At 71.3% G+C, this 16,110-nt stretch carries 15 protein-coding genes; 12 read left to right on the plus strand and 3 right to left on the minus strand.

All coding sequences use genetic code 11. From position 1 onward, the window contains the following. Positions 1–66 precede the first annotated feature (66 nt). On the plus strand, positions 67–849 hold the full coding sequence (locus tag BCF74_RS13370; protein WP_170070248.1) for a sigma-70 family RNA polymerase sigma factor: 783 nt from the start codon (positions 67–69) through the stop codon (positions 847–849). Between the two features lie 7 nt (positions 850–856). Here the strand turns inward: BCF74_RS13370 and BCF74_RS13375 are convergent, their stop codons facing one another. Both BCF74_RS13375 and BCF74_RS13380 read right to left on the minus strand, forming a co-directional pair. Further along, positions 857–1,996: a thiolase family protein gene (locus BCF74_RS13375; protein WP_106298464.1), complete on the minus strand. Its 1,140-nt coding sequence runs from the start codon at positions 1,994–1,996 to the stop codon at positions 857–859. Next, positions 1,993–3,027 carry a class I adenylate-forming enzyme family protein gene (locus tag BCF74_RS13380; RefSeq protein WP_170070249.1) on the minus strand — a complete coding sequence of 345 codons (1,035 nt, stop codon included), beginning with the start codon at positions 3,025–3,027 and terminating at the stop codon, positions 1,993–1,995. Before BCF74_RS13380 ends, BCF74_RS13375 begins: the two co-directional genes overlap by 4 nt. A 174-nt stretch (positions 3,028–3,201) precedes the next feature. Here BCF74_RS13380 and BCF74_RS13385 point away from each other — a divergent pair, with 174 nt between their 5' ends. From BCF74_RS13385 to BCF74_RS13405, 5 genes are all read left to right on the plus strand, one after another. Next, positions 3,202–4,593, plus strand: coding sequence for an extracellular solute-binding protein (locus tag BCF74_RS13385; RefSeq protein ID WP_106298467.1), 1,392 nt, complete (start codon positions 3,202–3,204; stop codon positions 4,591–4,593). Next, positions 4,586–5,566 carry a carbohydrate ABC transporter permease gene (locus BCF74_RS13390; protein ID WP_245889357.1) on the plus strand — a complete coding sequence of 327 codons (981 nt, stop codon included), beginning with the start codon at positions 4,586–4,588 and terminating at the stop codon, positions 5,564–5,566. Before BCF74_RS13385 ends, BCF74_RS13390 begins: the two co-directional genes overlap by 8 nt. After that, complete coding sequence (locus BCF74_RS13395) at positions 5,563–6,393, plus strand: carbohydrate ABC transporter permease (protein WP_106298469.1); 831 nt, start codon at positions 5,563–5,565, stop codon at positions 6,391–6,393. Before BCF74_RS13390 ends, BCF74_RS13395 begins: the two co-directional genes overlap by 4 nt. Positions 6,394–6,552: 159 nt before the next feature. Further along, the gene (locus tag BCF74_RS13400; RefSeq protein ID WP_170070250.1) at positions 6,553–6,870 is read left to right on the plus strand and encodes a WhiB family transcriptional regulator; all 318 of its coding nucleotides are present in this window, start codon (positions 6,553–6,555) and stop codon (positions 6,868–6,870) included. 77 nt (positions 6,871–6,947) lie between these two features. Further along, a complete protein-coding gene (locus tag BCF74_RS13405) occupies positions 6,948–7,532 on the plus strand; it encodes a flavodoxin family protein (protein ID WP_245889362.1) in 585 nt (194 codons plus the stop codon). Here BCF74_RS13405 and BCF74_RS13410 read toward each other — a convergent pair. Beyond that, positions 7,517–8,350, minus strand: a complete 834-nt coding sequence (locus BCF74_RS13410) for a DUF4118 domain-containing protein (RefSeq protein WP_106298473.1) — start codon at positions 8,348–8,350, stop codon at positions 7,517–7,519. The two genes, BCF74_RS13405 and BCF74_RS13410, sit on opposite strands and share 16 nt — an antisense overlap. Positions 8,351–8,479: 129 nt before the next feature. Here BCF74_RS13410 and kdpF point away from each other — a divergent pair, with 129 nt between their 5' ends. The 6 genes from kdpF to BCF74_RS13440 are packed head-to-tail and all read left to right on the plus strand — an operon-like array spanning position 8,480 to position 16,099. Next, positions 8,480–8,578, plus strand: a complete 99-nt coding sequence (kdpF, locus tag BCF74_RS13415) for a K(+)-transporting ATPase subunit F (RefSeq protein WP_218279274.1) — start codon at positions 8,480–8,482, stop codon at positions 8,576–8,578. Then, positions 8,578–10,245 (plus strand): potassium-transporting ATPase subunit KdpA, encoded by a 1,668-nt coding sequence (gene kdpA, locus BCF74_RS13420; RefSeq protein WP_106298476.1) that lies wholly within the window; start codon positions 8,578–8,580, stop codon positions 10,243–10,245. Before kdpF ends, kdpA begins: the two co-directional genes overlap by 1 nt. Next, complete coding sequence (gene kdpB, locus BCF74_RS13425; RefSeq protein ID WP_106298478.1) at positions 10,242–12,266, plus strand: potassium-transporting ATPase subunit KdpB; 2,025 nt, start codon at positions 10,242–10,244, stop codon at positions 12,264–12,266. The genes kdpA and kdpB overlap by 4 nt, the downstream gene beginning before the upstream one ends. 5 nt (positions 12,267–12,271) lie before the next feature. Further along, positions 12,272–12,832, plus strand: coding sequence for a potassium-transporting ATPase subunit KdpC (gene kdpC, locus BCF74_RS13430; protein ID WP_106298498.1), 561 nt, complete (start codon positions 12,272–12,274; stop codon positions 12,830–12,832). 16 nt (positions 12,833–12,848) lie between these two features. Further along, positions 12,849–15,383 carry a DUF4118 domain-containing protein gene (locus tag BCF74_RS13435; protein WP_170070251.1) on the plus strand — a complete coding sequence of 845 codons (2,535 nt, stop codon included), beginning with the start codon at positions 12,849–12,851 and terminating at the stop codon, positions 15,381–15,383. Then, positions 15,380–16,099, plus strand: coding sequence for a response regulator transcription factor (locus BCF74_RS13440; protein ID WP_106298499.1), 720 nt, complete (start codon positions 15,380–15,382; stop codon positions 16,097–16,099). Before BCF74_RS13435 ends, BCF74_RS13440 begins: the two co-directional genes overlap by 4 nt. Positions 16,100–16,110 lie beyond the last annotated feature (11 nt).

Here is a 16,110-nt window from a genome sequence, read left to right on the forward strand (position 1 = left end):
TGGGGCCTAGCGGCAGGCTCTGGTCAAACCACTGGCCACTCCTGCGCGGTTCATCGGAGGCACCCCATGGTTGCCGTTCCTCTCTCACCGCCCGCGCCGGCTCCAGAACAAGGGCCGTCTCCCGTCGAGCAGCTGCTCGACAAGGCGCAAGCATGCTCGAACACCGCTGCGGCACAGCGGCTTCGAGACGAAGCGATCTGCTTGTCGCTGGATCTCGCGGACTCCCTCGCACACCGCTACACCGGGCGCGGCGTCGACACCGACGACCTCGTCCAGGTCGCACGGCTCGGCCTCGTCAAGGCCGTCGCGCGCTATCGCCCCGGCCTGGGTCACGGTTTCGCGGCCTTCGCCGTGCCGACGATCACCGGAGAGATCAAGAAGCACTTCCGGGACCGGTCCTGGGCGGTGCGTCCACCACGCGGCATGCAGGAGCTGACCCAGCGCCTGCTCGCGGAGGAGGAGCAGCTGCGTCACGAGCTCGGCCACGAGCCCGACGAGAACGAGCTCGCCGCCCGGCTCGAGGTCGCCGTCAGCGACATTCGCACCGCGCGCAACGCGGCGACCGCATATCGCACGATGTCGCTCGACGCGCCGATCGGTGGTCGTCCGGTCGACGTCGCCGACGAGCGGGACCTGATCGCGGACCTCGCGACACGTGACGCCCTCCACCGGGCGCTGCGCACCCTGACGCCGCGCGAGGCGACCATCGTCCGGTTGCGGTTCGTCGAGGAGTGCACGCAGAGCGAGATCGGCCAGGAGATCGGCGTCAGCCAGATGCAGGTCTCCCGGCTGCTCACCTCGATCCTCGTGCGGCTGCGCTCGGACCTCGAGACCGCCTCGGCGGCCTGAGCGGACCTCAGCCGACGCGTTCGAAGAGCACGGCAACGCCCTGGCCGCCACCCACCGCGATGGCGGCCAGGGCGAGACCCGGCCCGTCCGCTCGGACCAGCCGGCTGAAGAGTCGGACGGAGAGGACGGCGCCCGAGGCACCCCACGGGTGGCCCAGGGCGAGCGCACCGCCCTCACTGCACACCAGGTGCTCGTCGAGGCCGAGCGCGTCGCAGCAGGCGAGCACCTGAGCGGCGAACGCCTCGTTGATCTCCACCGCGCCGAGGTCGCCGAGCCCGACCCCGTTGCGGCGCAACAGGTTCGAGATGGCGGGGACCGGCCCGACGCCCGGCAGGCGAGGGTCGACCCCGGCGGTCTCCCAGTCCCTCACCGTGAGACCCGGTATGCCGTCCGCGCGCCGACGCTCCTCGCTCACCATCGCGAGGGCTGCGGCGCCGTCGTTGACGCCGCAGGCGTTGCCGGCGGTGACGGTGCCGCCGGGGGAGAAGGCCGGACGGAGTCGGGACAGGGTGTCCAGGGAAAGACGCGACCGCACCCGCTCGTCGTGGCCGAGCTCCGGACGTGGGACGAGCTCGGCGTCGAAGGCGCCCGAGGCGGCGGTGGCACAGGCCCGCTCGTGGGACCGGACGGCATACGCGTCCTGGCGCTCACGAGTGATGCCGAAGCGCCGCGCGACGTCGTCGGCGGCAGGCCCCATGTCCGGGTCCCCGAGGTCGGACGGGGCGAAGGGGGCACGCGAATAGCGTTGCGGCTCAGCGCCCTCCGACGGAGGCCACAGTCGCCACGGCGCAGTGCTCGCACTCTCGGCTCCACCTGCGATGACCGCGTCGGCGGTCCCCGACGCGACGAGTGCCGCTGCCGTCGTGACGGCGGCGAGTCCGCTGCCGCACTGGAGGTCGACGGTCATCCCGGGGACCGTCACCTCGAACCCGGCACGCAGGCTCGACACCCGGGCCACATTGCCGCCCGGCCCCATGCAGTTGCCGAGGACCACGTGCCCCGGGGTGGCCACACCCGCGTCGTCGGCCGCCGCGCGCAGCACGGGTGCGGCGAGCTCGTCCACGGTCACGTCGCGCAGGGAGAGGCCGGCTGTGCCGATGGGGGACCGGCGTGCAGCGACCACGACCGGTGTCCGAGGGTCGGTCACGACGCGGCACCCCGGTGTCGCTCCGCCACGAGCCGCTCCCGGACTGCGGAGCGGTCGACCTTGACGCCGCGACTCGTGAGCGGGAGCTCGTCCCACAGGTGCCAGCGGCGCGGCAGGTGCGTGGGTGCGACCCGCGTCGAGAGCTCGGAGCGCAGCTGCCGCGGATCGGTCCCGGGGGCGGCGACGACAACGGCCTCGAGGGCCGCACCCAGTTGGGGATGAGGGGTCCCGACGACGACGGCCTGGCGCACGGCCGGGAGGTCGAGCAGCTCGACCTCGACGTCCCCGCAGAGGACGGTCGCTCCGCCGGTCGTCACGGCGTCGTCCCCGCGACCCAGGACGACGAGGCCATCGTCGTCGGACCACCGCCCGCGGTCGCCCACTGTCGTCCATCCGACTCGGTCCCGCGTCATCGGGCCTTCACCGACGGCATAGTCTTGGGCGACCCAGGGGCTGCGCACCCAGATCGCACCCTGCCGCAGCTCCACCTCGACCTCCGGGAAGGGGCTCATCCGGCCGTCCTGCCGCATCGCGACGAAGCTCAGCTCGGTCGCGCCGTAGTAGTCGACGACGGTCACACCACGCTCCGTGGCGCGCTGCCGGGTGCTTCGCGGGAGCGAGCCGCCGGCGCACACGACCGTGCGTAGCGCCCCGAGATCGCGGTCGAGCAGCGCCGACAACATCGGCGGAGTGAGGTGGGCGGCCGTGCACGTTGCCGCGGCCTCTGCCGCGAGGCGGGCGCTCCATCGCTCCAACGGGACGGTCGGCGCTCCGACGTGGGCGCTGTGGGCGAGGGCGAACGCGAAGAGCGAGGAGCGTGGCGGTGACGGCACGAGCACCCGGTCCTCACCGGTGATGCCGGTGAGCGCGGTGACGTGCTCGTAGGAGCGCTCCCAGGACGCCAGCGTCCGGCGTACCGTGCGCGGCGTGCCGGTCGTGCCCGACGTGCTCAGCTCCAGGTGTGCGGTCGGTCCGGACCCGACGAGGATGCCGAGCTCGCGGAGCAACAGTCGAGACGGAGAGGGACGCACGCCCGCAACGGTCTCACACGGGCACGTGGGGTTACCGGCGGACGGCAGGAACGGCATACGTGCGGCGCGAAGCGCCTCGGGAGGGGAGAACCGTTTCTCCTCTCCCGGCCCGGGTACCAGTTCGTGAGCAGGGGCACCCCCGTCCCGGCTCCCTCGACTCCCTGGAGGTCGACCATGTCAGCTCCCCGCGCGAGGTTCACCCTCGTCCCCCTCGCCCTCTCGGGCGCCCTGCTCGTCAGCGCCTGCGCCGGAGTCGGAGGCGGCGCCGGCAATGACGACTCGGGCGGTGACGCCGGAGGTGGTGGCGCCCTCTCCGGCACCCCGAGCGGGTCGCTGAAGATCATGGGTTTCGGTGGCGAGGACGAGGTCGGGCAGTCACGGGTGAAGGCCTTCACGTCCGCCTACCCCGAGGTCAAGGTCGCCCAGAACAAGGGCGAGTTCGACGCGCAGCAGTTCCTCACCGCGGTCTCGAGCGGCAACCCGCCGGACCTCGTCTACATGGACCGCAACCTCATCGGCACCTATGCCGCGAAGGAGGTCGTCCAGCCCCTCACGGACTGTGTCGAGGGCCAGGACATCGACACCGGCCAGTATCGACCTGCGGCGATGCGGTCGGTGACCTATGACGACGTGGTCTACGGGATCCCGGAGTTCTACATCGTCCAGACCAACCTCATCGACGCCAAGTCGCTCAAGGCGGCTGGCGTCGACCCCAAGGCCATCCAGACGCAGGACTGGGACGCCCTCGACAGGACGGCGACGCAGCTCTTCGAGAAGTCCGGCACCAAGATCGGTCGCGTCGGCTACGACCCCAAGCTGCCCGACTCGTTCCCGCTGTGGGCGCTCATCAACGGTGCCGAGCTCGTCAAGGAGGACGGCTCGCCGAACCTCAACGACCCCAAGGCGGTCGAAGCCCTGGCCTACGCCACGAGCCTCGTCGAGAAGCAGGGTGGCTGGACGAGCTTCAAGGCGTTCCGCGACAGCTTCGACATCTTCGGTGACAGCAACCCGCTCACCAAGGGCACCATCACGGCGTTCCCGATGGAGAACTGGTACGTCAACGTGCTGCGCGACTCCATCCCCGCCGGGCTCCAGCTCACCGCCACCCCCATCACCGACCGCGAGGGCGAGACGGTGAGCACCCTCGGCGGCTCGACCTGGGCCATCCCGAAGGGTGCGAAGAACCCCACCGCCGCGTGCGCGTGGATGAAGACGATGACCTCCACCGAGACCTGGCTCAAGGCCGCCGAGGCGCGGATGGCCAAGGTCAAGGAGGACAAGAGCTTCTTCACCGGGCTCTTCACCGCGAACACCGCCGCCGACGAGCAGATCAGGGAGAAGTACCTCACCGCCGCGCCCGACGCCGGCTTCGACACCGCCATCAACGCCTTCTACGACACGCTCGACAAGGCGACGGCGCTCAACCCGTCCCCGGCCGGCGCCGAGATCGACGCTGCCTGGAAGAGCGCCGTCGCGCGCACGCTCGGCGGCCAGGACGCCAAGGCGTCGCTCGACCAGGCCCAGAAGGAGGCCACGACCGCGTTCGAGAAGGCGCGCCGTGGCTGAGGCACTCGTCGGTGCACCGGCGGTGGCCCGGGAGAGTCGCCGACGCCGGTTCGGCGGAGGGTTCGGTGGACGGTCCGGTGGACGGGCGTCGGAGGGCCGGGCGGCCCTGCTCTTCATCTCGCCGTGGATCTTCGGTTTCGTCGTCTTCACGGCCGGGCCGATGCTCGTCAGCCTCGTGCTCTCGTTCACCGACTACTCGCTCGTGGGCGACACCGAGGGTGTCGGCACCGCGAACTACCGCGAGCTGCTGTCCGACCCACGGGTGGCGCAGTCCCTCTCGAACACGTTCATCTATGCCGCGCTGTTCGTCCCCCTCGGCACGGTCGTCGCCCTCGGCCTGGCCATGTTGCTGGCCCGCGTCGGTCGAGCGAGCGGGTTCTTCCGGACCGCGTTCTACCTGCCCGAGATGACACCGGCGGTCGCCGCCGGAGCGCTGTTCCTGTTGCTGCTCAACGGGCAGAGCGGCCTCGTCAACGCCGTGCTCGGCTGGTTCGGGATCGACGGCCCCAACTGGACCACCGACCCGGCGTGGCTCAAGCCCTCACTCGCCATGGTGAGCCTCTGGTCGATGGGCGGCACGATCGTCATCTACCTCGCGGCGCTCAAGAACGTCCCGCGCCAGCTGCACGAGGCGGCGATGCTCGACGGGGCCGGGCCGGTCCGCCGGTTCTTCCACGTCACGCTGCCGATGATCTCGGGGGCGGTGTTCTTCACCGTCATCACGAACACCATCGCGGCGCTGCAGATGTTCGACCAGGCGTACACGATGTTCTACGGCCCCCAACAGAGCGAGACGGCGTCCGACGAGTCGCTCGTCTACATGGTCTACCTGTTCCAGAACGCCTTCCAGTTCTTCAAGATGGGCTTCGCCTCGGCGATGGCCTGGCTGCTCTTCGTCATCATCCTCGTGATCACCGTTGTCCAGCTCAAGGTCGGCAACCGGCTCGTCCACTACGAAGGTGAGGGGCGATGACCCGCAGACTCGCCCAGACGGCATACCTCGCGATCCTCCTCGCGGCGACCGCCGCGTTCGTCTACCCGCTGCTCTGGCTCCTGAGCGCCTCGCTCAAGCCGAAGTCGGACGTCTTCGACAACCGGCTCATCCCCGAGACGATCCAGTGGTCCAACTTCGTCGAGGTGTGGCAGGCCGGTCCCGTGCTGCGCTGGCTCGTGAACTCGGTGACCGTCGGGATCATGGCGGCGACGGCGGTGACGCTGTCGAGTGCCCTCGTGGCCTTCGGGTTCGCGTACTTCCGCTTCCGGGGGCGCAACCTGCTCTTCGGGCTCGTGCTGTCGACGATGATGCTGCCCGGCGCCGTGACGATGATCCCGGTCTACCTCATCTGGAACAAGCTCGGCATGGTCGACACCCAGGTGCCGCTGTGGGGGCAGAATCTCTTCGGGACGGCCTTCTACATCTTCCTCCTGCGGCAGTTCTTCCTCGGTGTGCCGCGCGAGCTCTTCGAAGCCGCGCGCGTCGACGGGTGCAGCTACTTCGGGCTCTTCCGCCGGATCGCGTTGCCGCTGTGCGCTCCTGCGCTCGTCATCGTGTTCGTCTTCGAGCTCAAGGCGAGCTGGTCCGACCTCATGCGGCCGCTCATCTACCTGCAGACGCCCGAGTACTTCACGATGCCGCGCGGGCTCAAGCAGATCGTCGACGCCTACGCCCTGAGCGGCGAGTACCACTGGGAGATCGCGATGGCCGCGACGCTCATCGCGACGGTGCCGATGATCATCGCGTTCGCGTTCGCGCAGCGGCAGATCATCGACGGTCTCGCGACGAGCGCCACGAAGGGGTGACCCGCGGCAGCCGTGTGACCGGCCCCGGCGTCTCAGGAGCCGAGACGACGGACGTATGCGCAGCGTGGGTCGCCGATGCGTGTTTGTGCGGTGCGACCCGTGGGCAAGTACCACACAAGGCCAGCCCGTGGGGGCGCCATAGAGGAAAGGACGTTCGACATGCGTTGGGTCATCCCGAGTCCGGTCTATGACGTGTACGAGTGGCAGGACGACGCTCTGTGCCGCCGTGTCGAGCCCGAACGGTTCTTCCACGACGACTCCCTGCGCCGCATCGAGCAGCGCCGCCGCGAGGCGTCCGCGAAGCGCATCTGCCAGCGCTGCCCGGTCATCCAGGAGTGCCTCGAGCATGCCCTCCAGACCGAGGCGCACGGCATCTGGGGCGGTACCACCCCCGCCGAGCGCGGCCGCATCCGCGCGGCTCGAGCGGCTCGCGCCACGTCGATGAGTGCGAGCGCCGAGGCGGCCGAACCCGCGTGACCCCGGCACCCGCAGACTCGACCACGTCCGCGTCGCCGACGTCGTCGTCCTCGGACCACCGCCTCACGGCCCTCGCCCTGACGTGCAGCCTCAAGCCGTCGCCCGAGCCGTCGAGCACCGACCTGCTCGCCCAGCAGGTGCTCGACGCACTCGAGCGCCACGACGTCTCCGGTGAGCTCGTCCGGGTCGTCGACCACGACGTGAAGCCCGGCGTCGACGCGGACATGGGTGACGGCGACGACTGGCCTGCGCTGCGCGAGAAGATGCTCGCCGCCGACATCCTCGTCCTCGCCACGCCGACGTGGCTCGGACAGCACTCCAGCGTCTGCCAGCGAGTCCTCGAACGCCTCGACGCCGAGCTGTCCGACACCGACGACGAGGGACGCCTGCGCACCTACGGCAAGGTCGGCTGCGCTGTCGTCGTCGGCAACGAGGACGGCGCCCACCACATCAGCGCGGTGCTCTTCCAAGGCCTCGACGACGTCGGGTTCACCATCCCCGCCGGCGGAGTGACCTACTGGAACGGCGAGGCGATGCACAAGACGGACTACCAGGACCTCGGCTCGACCCCCGACGTCACGGCCGAGACGACGAAGACCCTCGCGGCCAACGCCGCCCACCTCGCTCGCCTCCTCAAGGATCAGCCCTACCCGCCGGCCTGAGGGCGGCGGGCGCGCTGACCGACAGCGCCTCGTGCCCGGAGTGAGTCCGTGCGTGCCGGGTGGCCGACCGGCCTGTCGCTGACTGTCTCCTCACCGGTCATCTGGTCAGCCAGCAGCGCAGCGGCCCTCAGCGCCTCCCGCGTCGGCCGCACGACGCGAGTGGCGGCGACGAGGTCGAACCGGCCGCGCGGGCGTGCGTCCCCGACCGGTAGGCACGCGGCGACCTCGGTGGGCAGCCCGTGCCGGGCCACGTCGATCTCGACACCTCCCCGGGCGACGACTCCGTCGCGACCGATCGTCACTGCGTGCGCCTCGGGCGGTCCCGGCACCCACGCCGCCCGGTCGAGGTCGAGCAGGGCGACGACCTGGGCCTCGATGAACCGGGCGAGGGCGTCCGGCTCCGGGCGCTCGGCCGCCAACCGGGCCGCGCGCGAGAGTGACTCGAGCCGCGCAGCCTCCTGCGCGGCCCGCGCGTGCCACCGCTGGCCCGAGATGGCGAGCTCGGTCACGCCCGCTCCCACCATGAAGAGCAGGACCGCCACCTGGACGTCCTCGCCCCCGTCGATGGTGAACGACTCGTATGGCACCGTGTGGAACCAGTCGAACCACAGGGCGCTCGAGAGTGCGGCCGTCCAGCCCGCCCAGCGGAGCCCGGTCGCGGCCGCGGCGACGACGATGACGACGAGCACGAGCGCGACCGTCGCGTGCGGGACGGAGTCGCGAGCGGTCGCGAGACCGGCGGCCGCGAGCAGTGGCGCGAATGCGGCATACGCGACGACGACGGGAGGTTGCTGGCGGAAGAAGTCGATGATCCCCATGACCCCATGACGCGCCCGAATGCGCCTGCGGGTCAAGGCTCTTGACGCGATCCGTATGCCGCGCGTCAAGATCGCATCAAGACGTGTCAGCGCGGCGTCAAGGCCGACGGCTTCGCATCGTCGCCGTCGTTGACTCGCGGCGTGATCGACAACCTCATCGCCGCAGTCATCGGCCTCTCCCTGGTCGCCTACCTCGTCCACGCGCTGCTCCGTCCGGAGCGCTACTGATGAGCGACACCGTCGCCGGGCTCCTCCAGGTCGGAGTCCTCGTCGCGCTCCTCGTCGCGGTCGGCCTGCCCCTCGGGGCGTGGCTCGCGACGACCGTCACCGACAGCCGCCACTGGCGCGTCGAACGCCTCGTCCACCGCCTCGTCCGGGTCGATCCCGACTCGCAACAGGGGTGGGCGTCGTATGCCGCGAGCGTCGTCGCGTTCTCGCTCGTCGGGATCATCGCCCTGTTCGCCCTCATCCTCGCCCAGACCCGGCTCCCGCTCGTGCAGGGCACCGAGGGCATGCAGTGGCACACCGCCCTCAACACGGCCGTCTCGTTCGTGACGAACACGAATTGGCAGTCGTATGCCGGTGAGGCCGGTGCCGGTCCACTCGTCCAGACCGCGGGCCTCGCCGTGCAGAACTTCGTGTCCGCGGCGGTCGGCATCGCGGTCGCCGGCGCGCTCATGCGGGCCATCGCGGCGCGGGGGAGTGCGAATCCTGCCGGTGGCTCGGCCGTCGGCAACTTCTGGGTGGACGTCACCCGGGTCGTCGTGCGAGTCCTGTTGCCCGGGGCGGCGATCGGCGCCGTCCTGCTGCTGCTCGGCGGCGTCGTCCAGAACCTGCGCGCGCCGCTGACCGTGACGACGGTCGATGGTGTCGAACAGGTCATCCGGGGCGGACTCATCGCCTCGCAGGAGGCGATCAAGGAGCTCGGCACCAACGGTGGCGGCTACTTCAACGCCAACTCCGCGCACCCGTTCGAGAACCCGACGCCGCTGACGAACCTGCTCGAGATCTTCCTCCTCCTCGTCATCCCGTTCGCCCTGACCCGCACCTTCGGCATCGTCGTCGGCGACCGCCGCCAGGGCTGGGCGCTCGGTGCGTTCGCCGGGGTGCTCTGGCTCGGCTCGGTCGCCCTGACGACGTGGGCCGAGCTGAGCGCGGCCACCGGCCCGGGCGGCTCCATGGAGGGCAAGGAGGTTCGCTTCGGCCTGTGGGGCTCGAGCCTCTTCGCCGCCTCGACGACCGGCACCTCGACCGGCGCCGTCAACTCGATGCACGAGAGCTACAGCCCGTTGGGGGGTGGTGTCCTGCTGGGCAACATGCTCCTCGGCGAGATCTCGCCCGGCGGTGTCGGGTCCGGGCTCTACGGGATCGTCGTCATCGCGCTGCTGTCGGTCTTCGTCGCCGGGCTCATGGTCGGGCGCACCCCGGAGTACCTCGGCAAGACCATCGGACGGCCGGAGATCACCTGCGCCGCGCTCTACACGCTCGTCATGCCGGTCCTCGTCCTCGGGCTGACCGGCGCCTCGCTCGCCCTCGACGGACCCCGCGAGGCGATGACCGCCTCCGGCCCACGAGGTCTCACCGAGGTGATGTACGCCTACGCGTCGGCCGCCAACAACAACGGCAGCGCCTTCGCCGGGCTCGGCGCCGACAACCCCTGGCACAACCTCACCCTCGCCGCCGCCATGCTGCTCGGCCGGTTCGTGCCGATGCTGCTCGTCATCCGCCTCGCCGGCCTGCTGGCGGCGCAGCAGCCCCGCCCGGCCACCGCCGGGACCATGCCGACGCACACCCCGCTCTTCGTCGGGCTGCTCCTCGGCATCGCCCTCGTCCTCGCCGGGCTCACCTTCTTCCCGGCACTCGCCCTCGGACCCCTCGCGGAGGCCCTCTCATGAACGCCGCAGCACTCGTCGCCGTCATCCCCCAGGCCCTGACCAAGCTCGACCCGCGCCACGTGTGGCGCTCACCGGTGATCTTCGTCGTCTGGGTCGGCTCGGTCCTCACCACCGCCCTCGCCGTCGCGGACCCCAGCGTCTTCGCGTGGCTCCTCGCGCTCTGGCTCTGGGCGACCGTCGTCTTCGCCAACGCGGCCGAGGCCGTCGCCGAGGGCCGTGGACGCGCCCAGGCCGCGAGCCTGCGCGCGACCAAGCGCGAGTCCGTCGCCCACCGCCTCACCGACACCGGAGCGGTCGAGGAGGTGCCCGGCACCGCCCTGCGGATCGGGGACCGGGTCGTCGTCGAGGCCGGTCAGGTCATCCCGGGCGACGGCGACGTCATCGAAGGCGTTGCCACCGTCGACGAGTCGGCGATCACCGGCGAGTCGGCACCGGTGATCCGCGAGTCCGGTGGCGACCGCTGCGCCGTCACCGGCGGCACGACCGTGCTCTCCGACCGGATCGTCGTGCGGATCACGACGAAGCCGGGGGAGAGCTTCATCGACCGGATGATCGCCCTCGTCGAGGGGGCCGAACGCCAGAAGACCCCCAACGAGGTCGCCCTGACGATCCTGCTCACGACCCTGACGATCATCTTCCTCGCGAGCGTCATGGCGATCCAGCCGCTCGCGGCCTACTCCGGTGGGCTCCAACCCGTCATCGTCCTCGTCGCACTGCTCGTCTGCCTCATCCCCACGACGATCGGTGCCCTGCTCTCGGCCATCGGCATCGCCGGGATGGACCGCCTCGTCCAGCGCAACGTCCTCGCCATGTCCGGCCGCGCCGTCGAGGCCGCCGGGGACGTCTCGACCCTGCTCCTCGACAAGACCGGCACCATCACGTTCGGCAACCGACGAGCCACCGAGCTGCTCCCGGTACCGGGCGTCAGCGCGCGTGAGCTCGCCGAGGCGGCCCACCTGTCCTCGCTCGCCGACACGACGCCCGAGGGGCGTTCCGTCGTCGACCTCGCCCGCGAGACGTATGCCGTCCGCGCGGCGTCCGTGGACGAGCACGCCTCTACCGGAGCGGAGTTCGTCGAGTTCAGCGCGGCGACCCGGATGTCCGGTGTCGACCTCGCCGACGGCTCGGCGGTGCGCAAGGGTGCCGACTCCGCCGTGCACCGGTGGGTCGTCGACGGGGGTGGTGAGGTGGACCGTGAGGTCGCCGACCTCGTCGACGGGATCAGCCGGTCGGGCGGCACCCCGCTCGTCGTCGCCACCTGGGCCGGCGGCGGTGCACCTCGCGTGCTCGGTGTCATCCACCTCAAGGACGTCGTCAAGCCCGGCATGCGCGAGCGCTTCGACGTCATGCGCGCCATGGGCATCCGCACCGTCATGGTCACCGGCGACAACTCGGTCACCGCGGCGGCGATCGCGAAGGAGGCCGGAGTCGACGACGTCCTCGCGGAGGCCACTCCGGAGGACAAGCTCGCCCTCATCACGCGTGAGCAGGAGGGTGGCCGCCTCGTCGCCATGACCGGCGACGGCACGAACGACGCCCCCGCCCTGGCGCGCGCCGACGTCGGCGTCGCGATGAACACGGGCACCTCGGCGGCGAAGGAGGCCGGCAACATGGTCGACCTCGACTCCGACCCGACGAAGCTCATCGAGGTCGTCGAGATCGGCAAGCAGCTGCTCATCACCCGTGGAGCGCTGACGACCTTCTCCATCGCCAACGACATCGCGAAGTACTTCGCCATCATCCCGGCGATGTTCGTGACGCTCTTCCCCGGCCTCGACGCGCTCAACGTCATGCGGCTCGCCTCACCGCAGAGCGCGATCCTGTCGGCCGTCATCTTCAACGCGCTCGTCATCATCGCCCTCGTGCCGCTCGCGCTGCGCGGGGTGCGCTACCGGCCGAGCAGCGCGGCCGCGCTGCTGCGGCGCAACCTCCTCGTCTACGGGGTCGGTGGTGTCGTCACGCCGTTCATCGGCATCAAGCTCATCGACCTGACCGTCTCCCTCATCCCCGGAATGAAGTGATCGCCATGTCGTTCTCCCGCCAGCTCCTCGCCGCGACCCGGCTGCTCGTCGTCATGACCGTCCTGCTCGGTGTGCTCTATCCCGCCGCGGTGTGGGCCGTCGGCGCCGTCGCCGTCCCCGGCCGCGCCGAAGGCAGCCTCGTCACCCGAGATGGTGAGGTCGTCGGCTCCCGCCTCCTCGGACAGCAGGTCGAGGACCCCGCGCTGTTCCACTCGCGCCCGTCGACGAACGCGTATGCCGGTGACTCGAGTGGGGGTTCCAACCTCGCCGCCACCGCCCCCGACCAGGTGAGCGCTGTCGAGGAGCGACGCGCGGCATACGCGACCATCGCCGAAGGCGAACCCACGGCGGACGCGCTGACCGCCTCGGCGAGCGGGCTGGACCCGCACATCAGCCCGGAGTTCGCCCGCGCGCAGGTCGCGCGTGTTGCGCGGGAGAACGGTCTCGAGCGCTCCGAGGTGCAGCGGCTCGTGGAGCAGTACACGCAGGACCGCGACTTCGGGTTCCTCGGCGAGCCGCGGGTCAACGTGCTCGAGCTGAACCTCGCGCTGACCGGGATGCGGTGAGGGGCAGAATCGAGCCATGACGAGGGGAGTGCTGCGCGTCTACCTCGGGAGCGCGCCGGGCGTCGGCAAGACCGTGGCCATGCTCGCCGAGGCGCAGCGCCGCCTCGGCCGTGGCACGGACGTTGTCATCGGCGTGGCGGAGAGCCACGGGCGCGCACACACGGCTCGCCTCATGGAGGGCATCGAGACGCTGCCGCGACGCGAGGTCGGGCACCGCGGCGCGACCCTGACCGAGCTCGACGTCGCCGCGGTCCTCGCCCGGCGGCCCGAGGTCGTCCTCGTCGACGAGCTCGCCCACACGAACGCACCGGGGTCCCCGCACGAGAAGCGGTGGCAGGACGTCGACGAGATCCTCGACGCCGGGATCGACGTCATCTCGACGGTCAACATCCAGCACCTGGAGTCGCTCGGCGACGTCGTCGAGGCCATCACCGGGATCCGCCAGCTCGAGACCGTGCCCGACGAGTTCGTCCGGTCTGCCGACCAGGTCGAGCTCGTCGACATGTCCCCAGAGGCGTTGCGGCGCAGGCTCGCCCACGGGAACGTCTATGCCGCGGAGAAGGTCGACGCGGCCCTCGCGAACTACTTCCGCGTCGGCAACCTCACCGCCCTGCGCGAGCTGTCGCTGCTCTGGGTGGCGGACCGCGTCGACGAGGCGATGGCCCGCTACCGCGAGGCCGAGGGAATCGACCGCCCCTGGCCGACGCGGGAACGGGTCGTCGTCGCCCTCACCGGTGGGCCCGAGGGTCGTGCGCTGCTGCGCCGCGGTGCGCAGATCGCCTCGCGTGGCGCCGGAGGCGAGCTCATCGCCGTCCACGTGACCCGGTCCGACGGTCTGGTCGCCGCCGACCTCGCCGAGCTCGAGGCACTCGAACGGCTCACGGTCGACCTCGGCGGCACCTTCCACACCGTCCGCGGCGACGACACGGCCGCCGCGCTGCTCGCGTTCGCGCGGGGCGTCAACGCCCGCCAGGTCGTCGTCGGCGCCTCCCGGCGGCGGCGCTGGCAGGAGCTGCTCAGCCCCGGGGTGGGACAACGCGTCGTCGAGGCGTCCGGCGACATCGACGTTCACCTCGTCTCGCATGACCTGGCCCGGACGGTGCGTGCACCGCTGCGGTTCGGGCCCGAGCTCGGGGTGACGCGGACGGCCCTGGGGTGGGGGCTGGCGCTTCTCGGGGTGCCGCTCGCCGGGTGGCTGCTGTGGCTCACGACGGCATGGCACGACCTGCCGCTCGAGGTGCTGATCTTCCTCTTCCTCACCGTGTGCACGGCCCTGCTCGGTGGCGTGTGGCCCGCTCTCGCGGCATCGGTGCTCGCGAGCCTGGTCATCAACTGGTTCTTCACCGAGCCGCTCTACACGCTGACCATCGCCGACCCGCAGAACCTCGTCGCGCTCGTCGTCTTCCTCCTCGTCGCCGTGGCGGTGTCGTCCGTCGTCCACGTCAGCGAGCGGCGGGCCGCGGCCGCGCGGTCGGCACAGCGCGAGGCGGCCGCCCTCGCGGCCTCGGCGGAGTCCCTGCTCGGTGAGGAGGACCAGCTCCAGGCGCTGCTGCGGCAGTGCGTCGAGTTCTTCGGCGTCTCGTCTGCGGCGATCGTGTCCCGCGAGAGTGCCCGTGCCGAGTGGACGGTCGTCGCGGCGACCGCAGGGTTCGACGTGGCGGGCGTGCGGGACGCTGCGGTGCGCGCCACGGTCGACGACACCCGTCAGCTCGTCCTTGTCGGGGGCGTACCGACGGCGGACGACCGGCGGCTCGTCTCGGCGTTCACCACGCGCGCCGCGGCCGTGCTGCATCGCGCCGAGCTCGTCCGGGAGGCGTCGCGGGCCCGCGCTCTCGCCAAGGACAACCGGGCTCGGACCGCGCTGCTCGCGGCGGTCTCGCACGACCTGCGCACCCCGCTCGCGGCGATCAAGGCGGCGTCGTCGAGCCTGCGGGCGTCCGACGTCACCTTCTCCGTCGCCGACCGCGAGGACCTGCTCGAGACGGTCGAGGAGTCCGCGGACCGGCTCGCCGGGCTCGTGGCGAACCTGCTCGACATGTCCCGCCTCCAGAGCGGCGCGGTGACGGCGCGGATCGACGCGGTCAGCGTCGCCGATGCCGTGGTCGACGCGACGGCGCAGCTCGACGGCGCAGGCCCGGTGCGCTCGACGGTGTCGCCGGACGGGCCGCTCGTCGCGGCGGACCGCGGCCTCCTCGAACGCGTCCTCGCCAACGTCCTCCAGAACGCCGTCCGGCACTGGTCGGGCGAGGTCGTCGTCACCTCCGCCGCCCTCGCGGACCGGGTGCAGATGCGCATCGTCGACCGCGGCCCCGGGGTTCCGCGCGACGGCAAGGAGCGCATCTTCGAACCGTTCCAGCGGGTGGGGGACACTCCGGGTCAGGGCGGGGTCACCGGTGTCGGTCTCGGGCTCGCCGTGGCCCGTGGTCTCATGGAGGCCATGGACGGGGCGATCTGGGCCGAGGACACTCCGGGCGGGGGCCTCACCGTGGTACTTGAGCTGCCGCGGACCGAGCCCGTGCGCGACGCCGCCGGCTCACGGCGGTGGGCATGAGCGGCACACCCGTGGCAGGCGGACAGCGCATCCTCGTCGTCGACGACGAACCGCACCTGGTCCGGACGCTGGCGATCAACCTGCGGGCGCGCGGGTACGACGTCGTCACGGCCGCGGACGGGCGCACCGCGATCCAGGCGGTCCACGACGATGACCCGGCCCTCGTCATCCTCGACCTTGGCCTGCCCGACCTCGACGGCGTCGAGGTGCTGCGCCGCGTGCGCGATGACGGCCGCGACCTGCCCGTCATCGTCCTCTCCGCCCGCACCGACTCCATCGACAAGGTCGAGGCCCTCGACCTCGGCGCCGACGACTACGTCACCAAGCCGTTCTCCGTCGAGGAGCTGCTCGCCCGGATCCGGGTCGCGCTGCGCCACGCCGGTGGCGCCGGTGCCACGACCGAGCTGCCGGTGCTGACGACCCCCGACTTCTCCCTCGACTTCGCCGAACGCCGCGCCCTCGCCCGGGAGGAGGAGGTGCACCTCACCCCGACCGAGTGGAGCCTGCTCGAGGCGCTGGCTCGCCGTCCCGGGCATCTCTTGTCCCAGCGCGAGCTGCTGCGCGAGGTGTGGGGGCCGGGCTACGGCCGTGAGTCGAACTACCTGCGCGTCTATGCCAACCAGCTGCGCCGCAAGCTCGAGCCCGACCCGGGGCACCCGCGCTACCTGCTCACCGAGCCCGGTCAGGGTTACCGGCTCATGACCGGGAGCGCCTGACCCGCGCGCGA

Source organism: Knoellia remsis (assembly GCF_003002895.1).
Classification (GTDB): domain Bacteria; phylum Actinomycetota; class Actinomycetes; order Actinomycetales; family Dermatophilaceae; genus Knoellia; species Knoellia remsis.

Coding starts and splice junctions, on each gene's coding strand:
- BCF74_RS13385 (WP_106298467.1), top strand. CDS start 3,202: ATGTCAGCTCCCCGCGCGAGGTTCACCCTCGTCCCCCTCGCCCTCTCG.
- BCF74_RS13410 (WP_106298473.1), bottom strand. CDS start 8,350: ATGGGGATCATCGACTTCTTCCGCCAGCAACCTCCCGTCGTCGTCGCG.
- kdpA (WP_106298476.1), top strand. CDS start 8,578: ATGAGCGACACCGTCGCCGGGCTCCTCCAGGTCGGAGTCCTCGTCGCG.
- kdpB (WP_106298478.1), top strand. CDS start 10,242: ATGAACGCCGCAGCACTCGTCGCCGTCATCCCCCAGGCCCTGACCAAG.
- BCF74_RS13400 (WP_170070250.1), top strand. CDS start 6,553: ATGCGTTGGGTCATCCCGAGTCCGGTCTATGACGTGTACGAGTGGCAG.
- BCF74_RS13370 (WP_170070248.1), top strand. CDS start 67: ATGGTTGCCGTTCCTCTCTCACCGCCCGCGCCGGCTCCAGAACAAGGG.
- BCF74_RS13440 (WP_106298499.1), top strand. CDS start 15,380: ATGAGCGGCACACCCGTGGCAGGCGGACAGCGCATCCTCGTCGTCGAC.
- BCF74_RS13435 (WP_170070251.1), top strand. CDS start 12,849: ATGACGAGGGGAGTGCTGCGCGTCTACCTCGGGAGCGCGCCGGGCGTC.
- BCF74_RS13395 (WP_106298469.1), top strand. CDS start 5,563: ATGACCCGCAGACTCGCCCAGACGGCATACCTCGCGATCCTCCTCGCG.
- kdpC (WP_106298498.1), top strand. CDS start 12,272: ATGTCGTTCTCCCGCCAGCTCCTCGCCGCGACCCGGCTGCTCGTCGTC.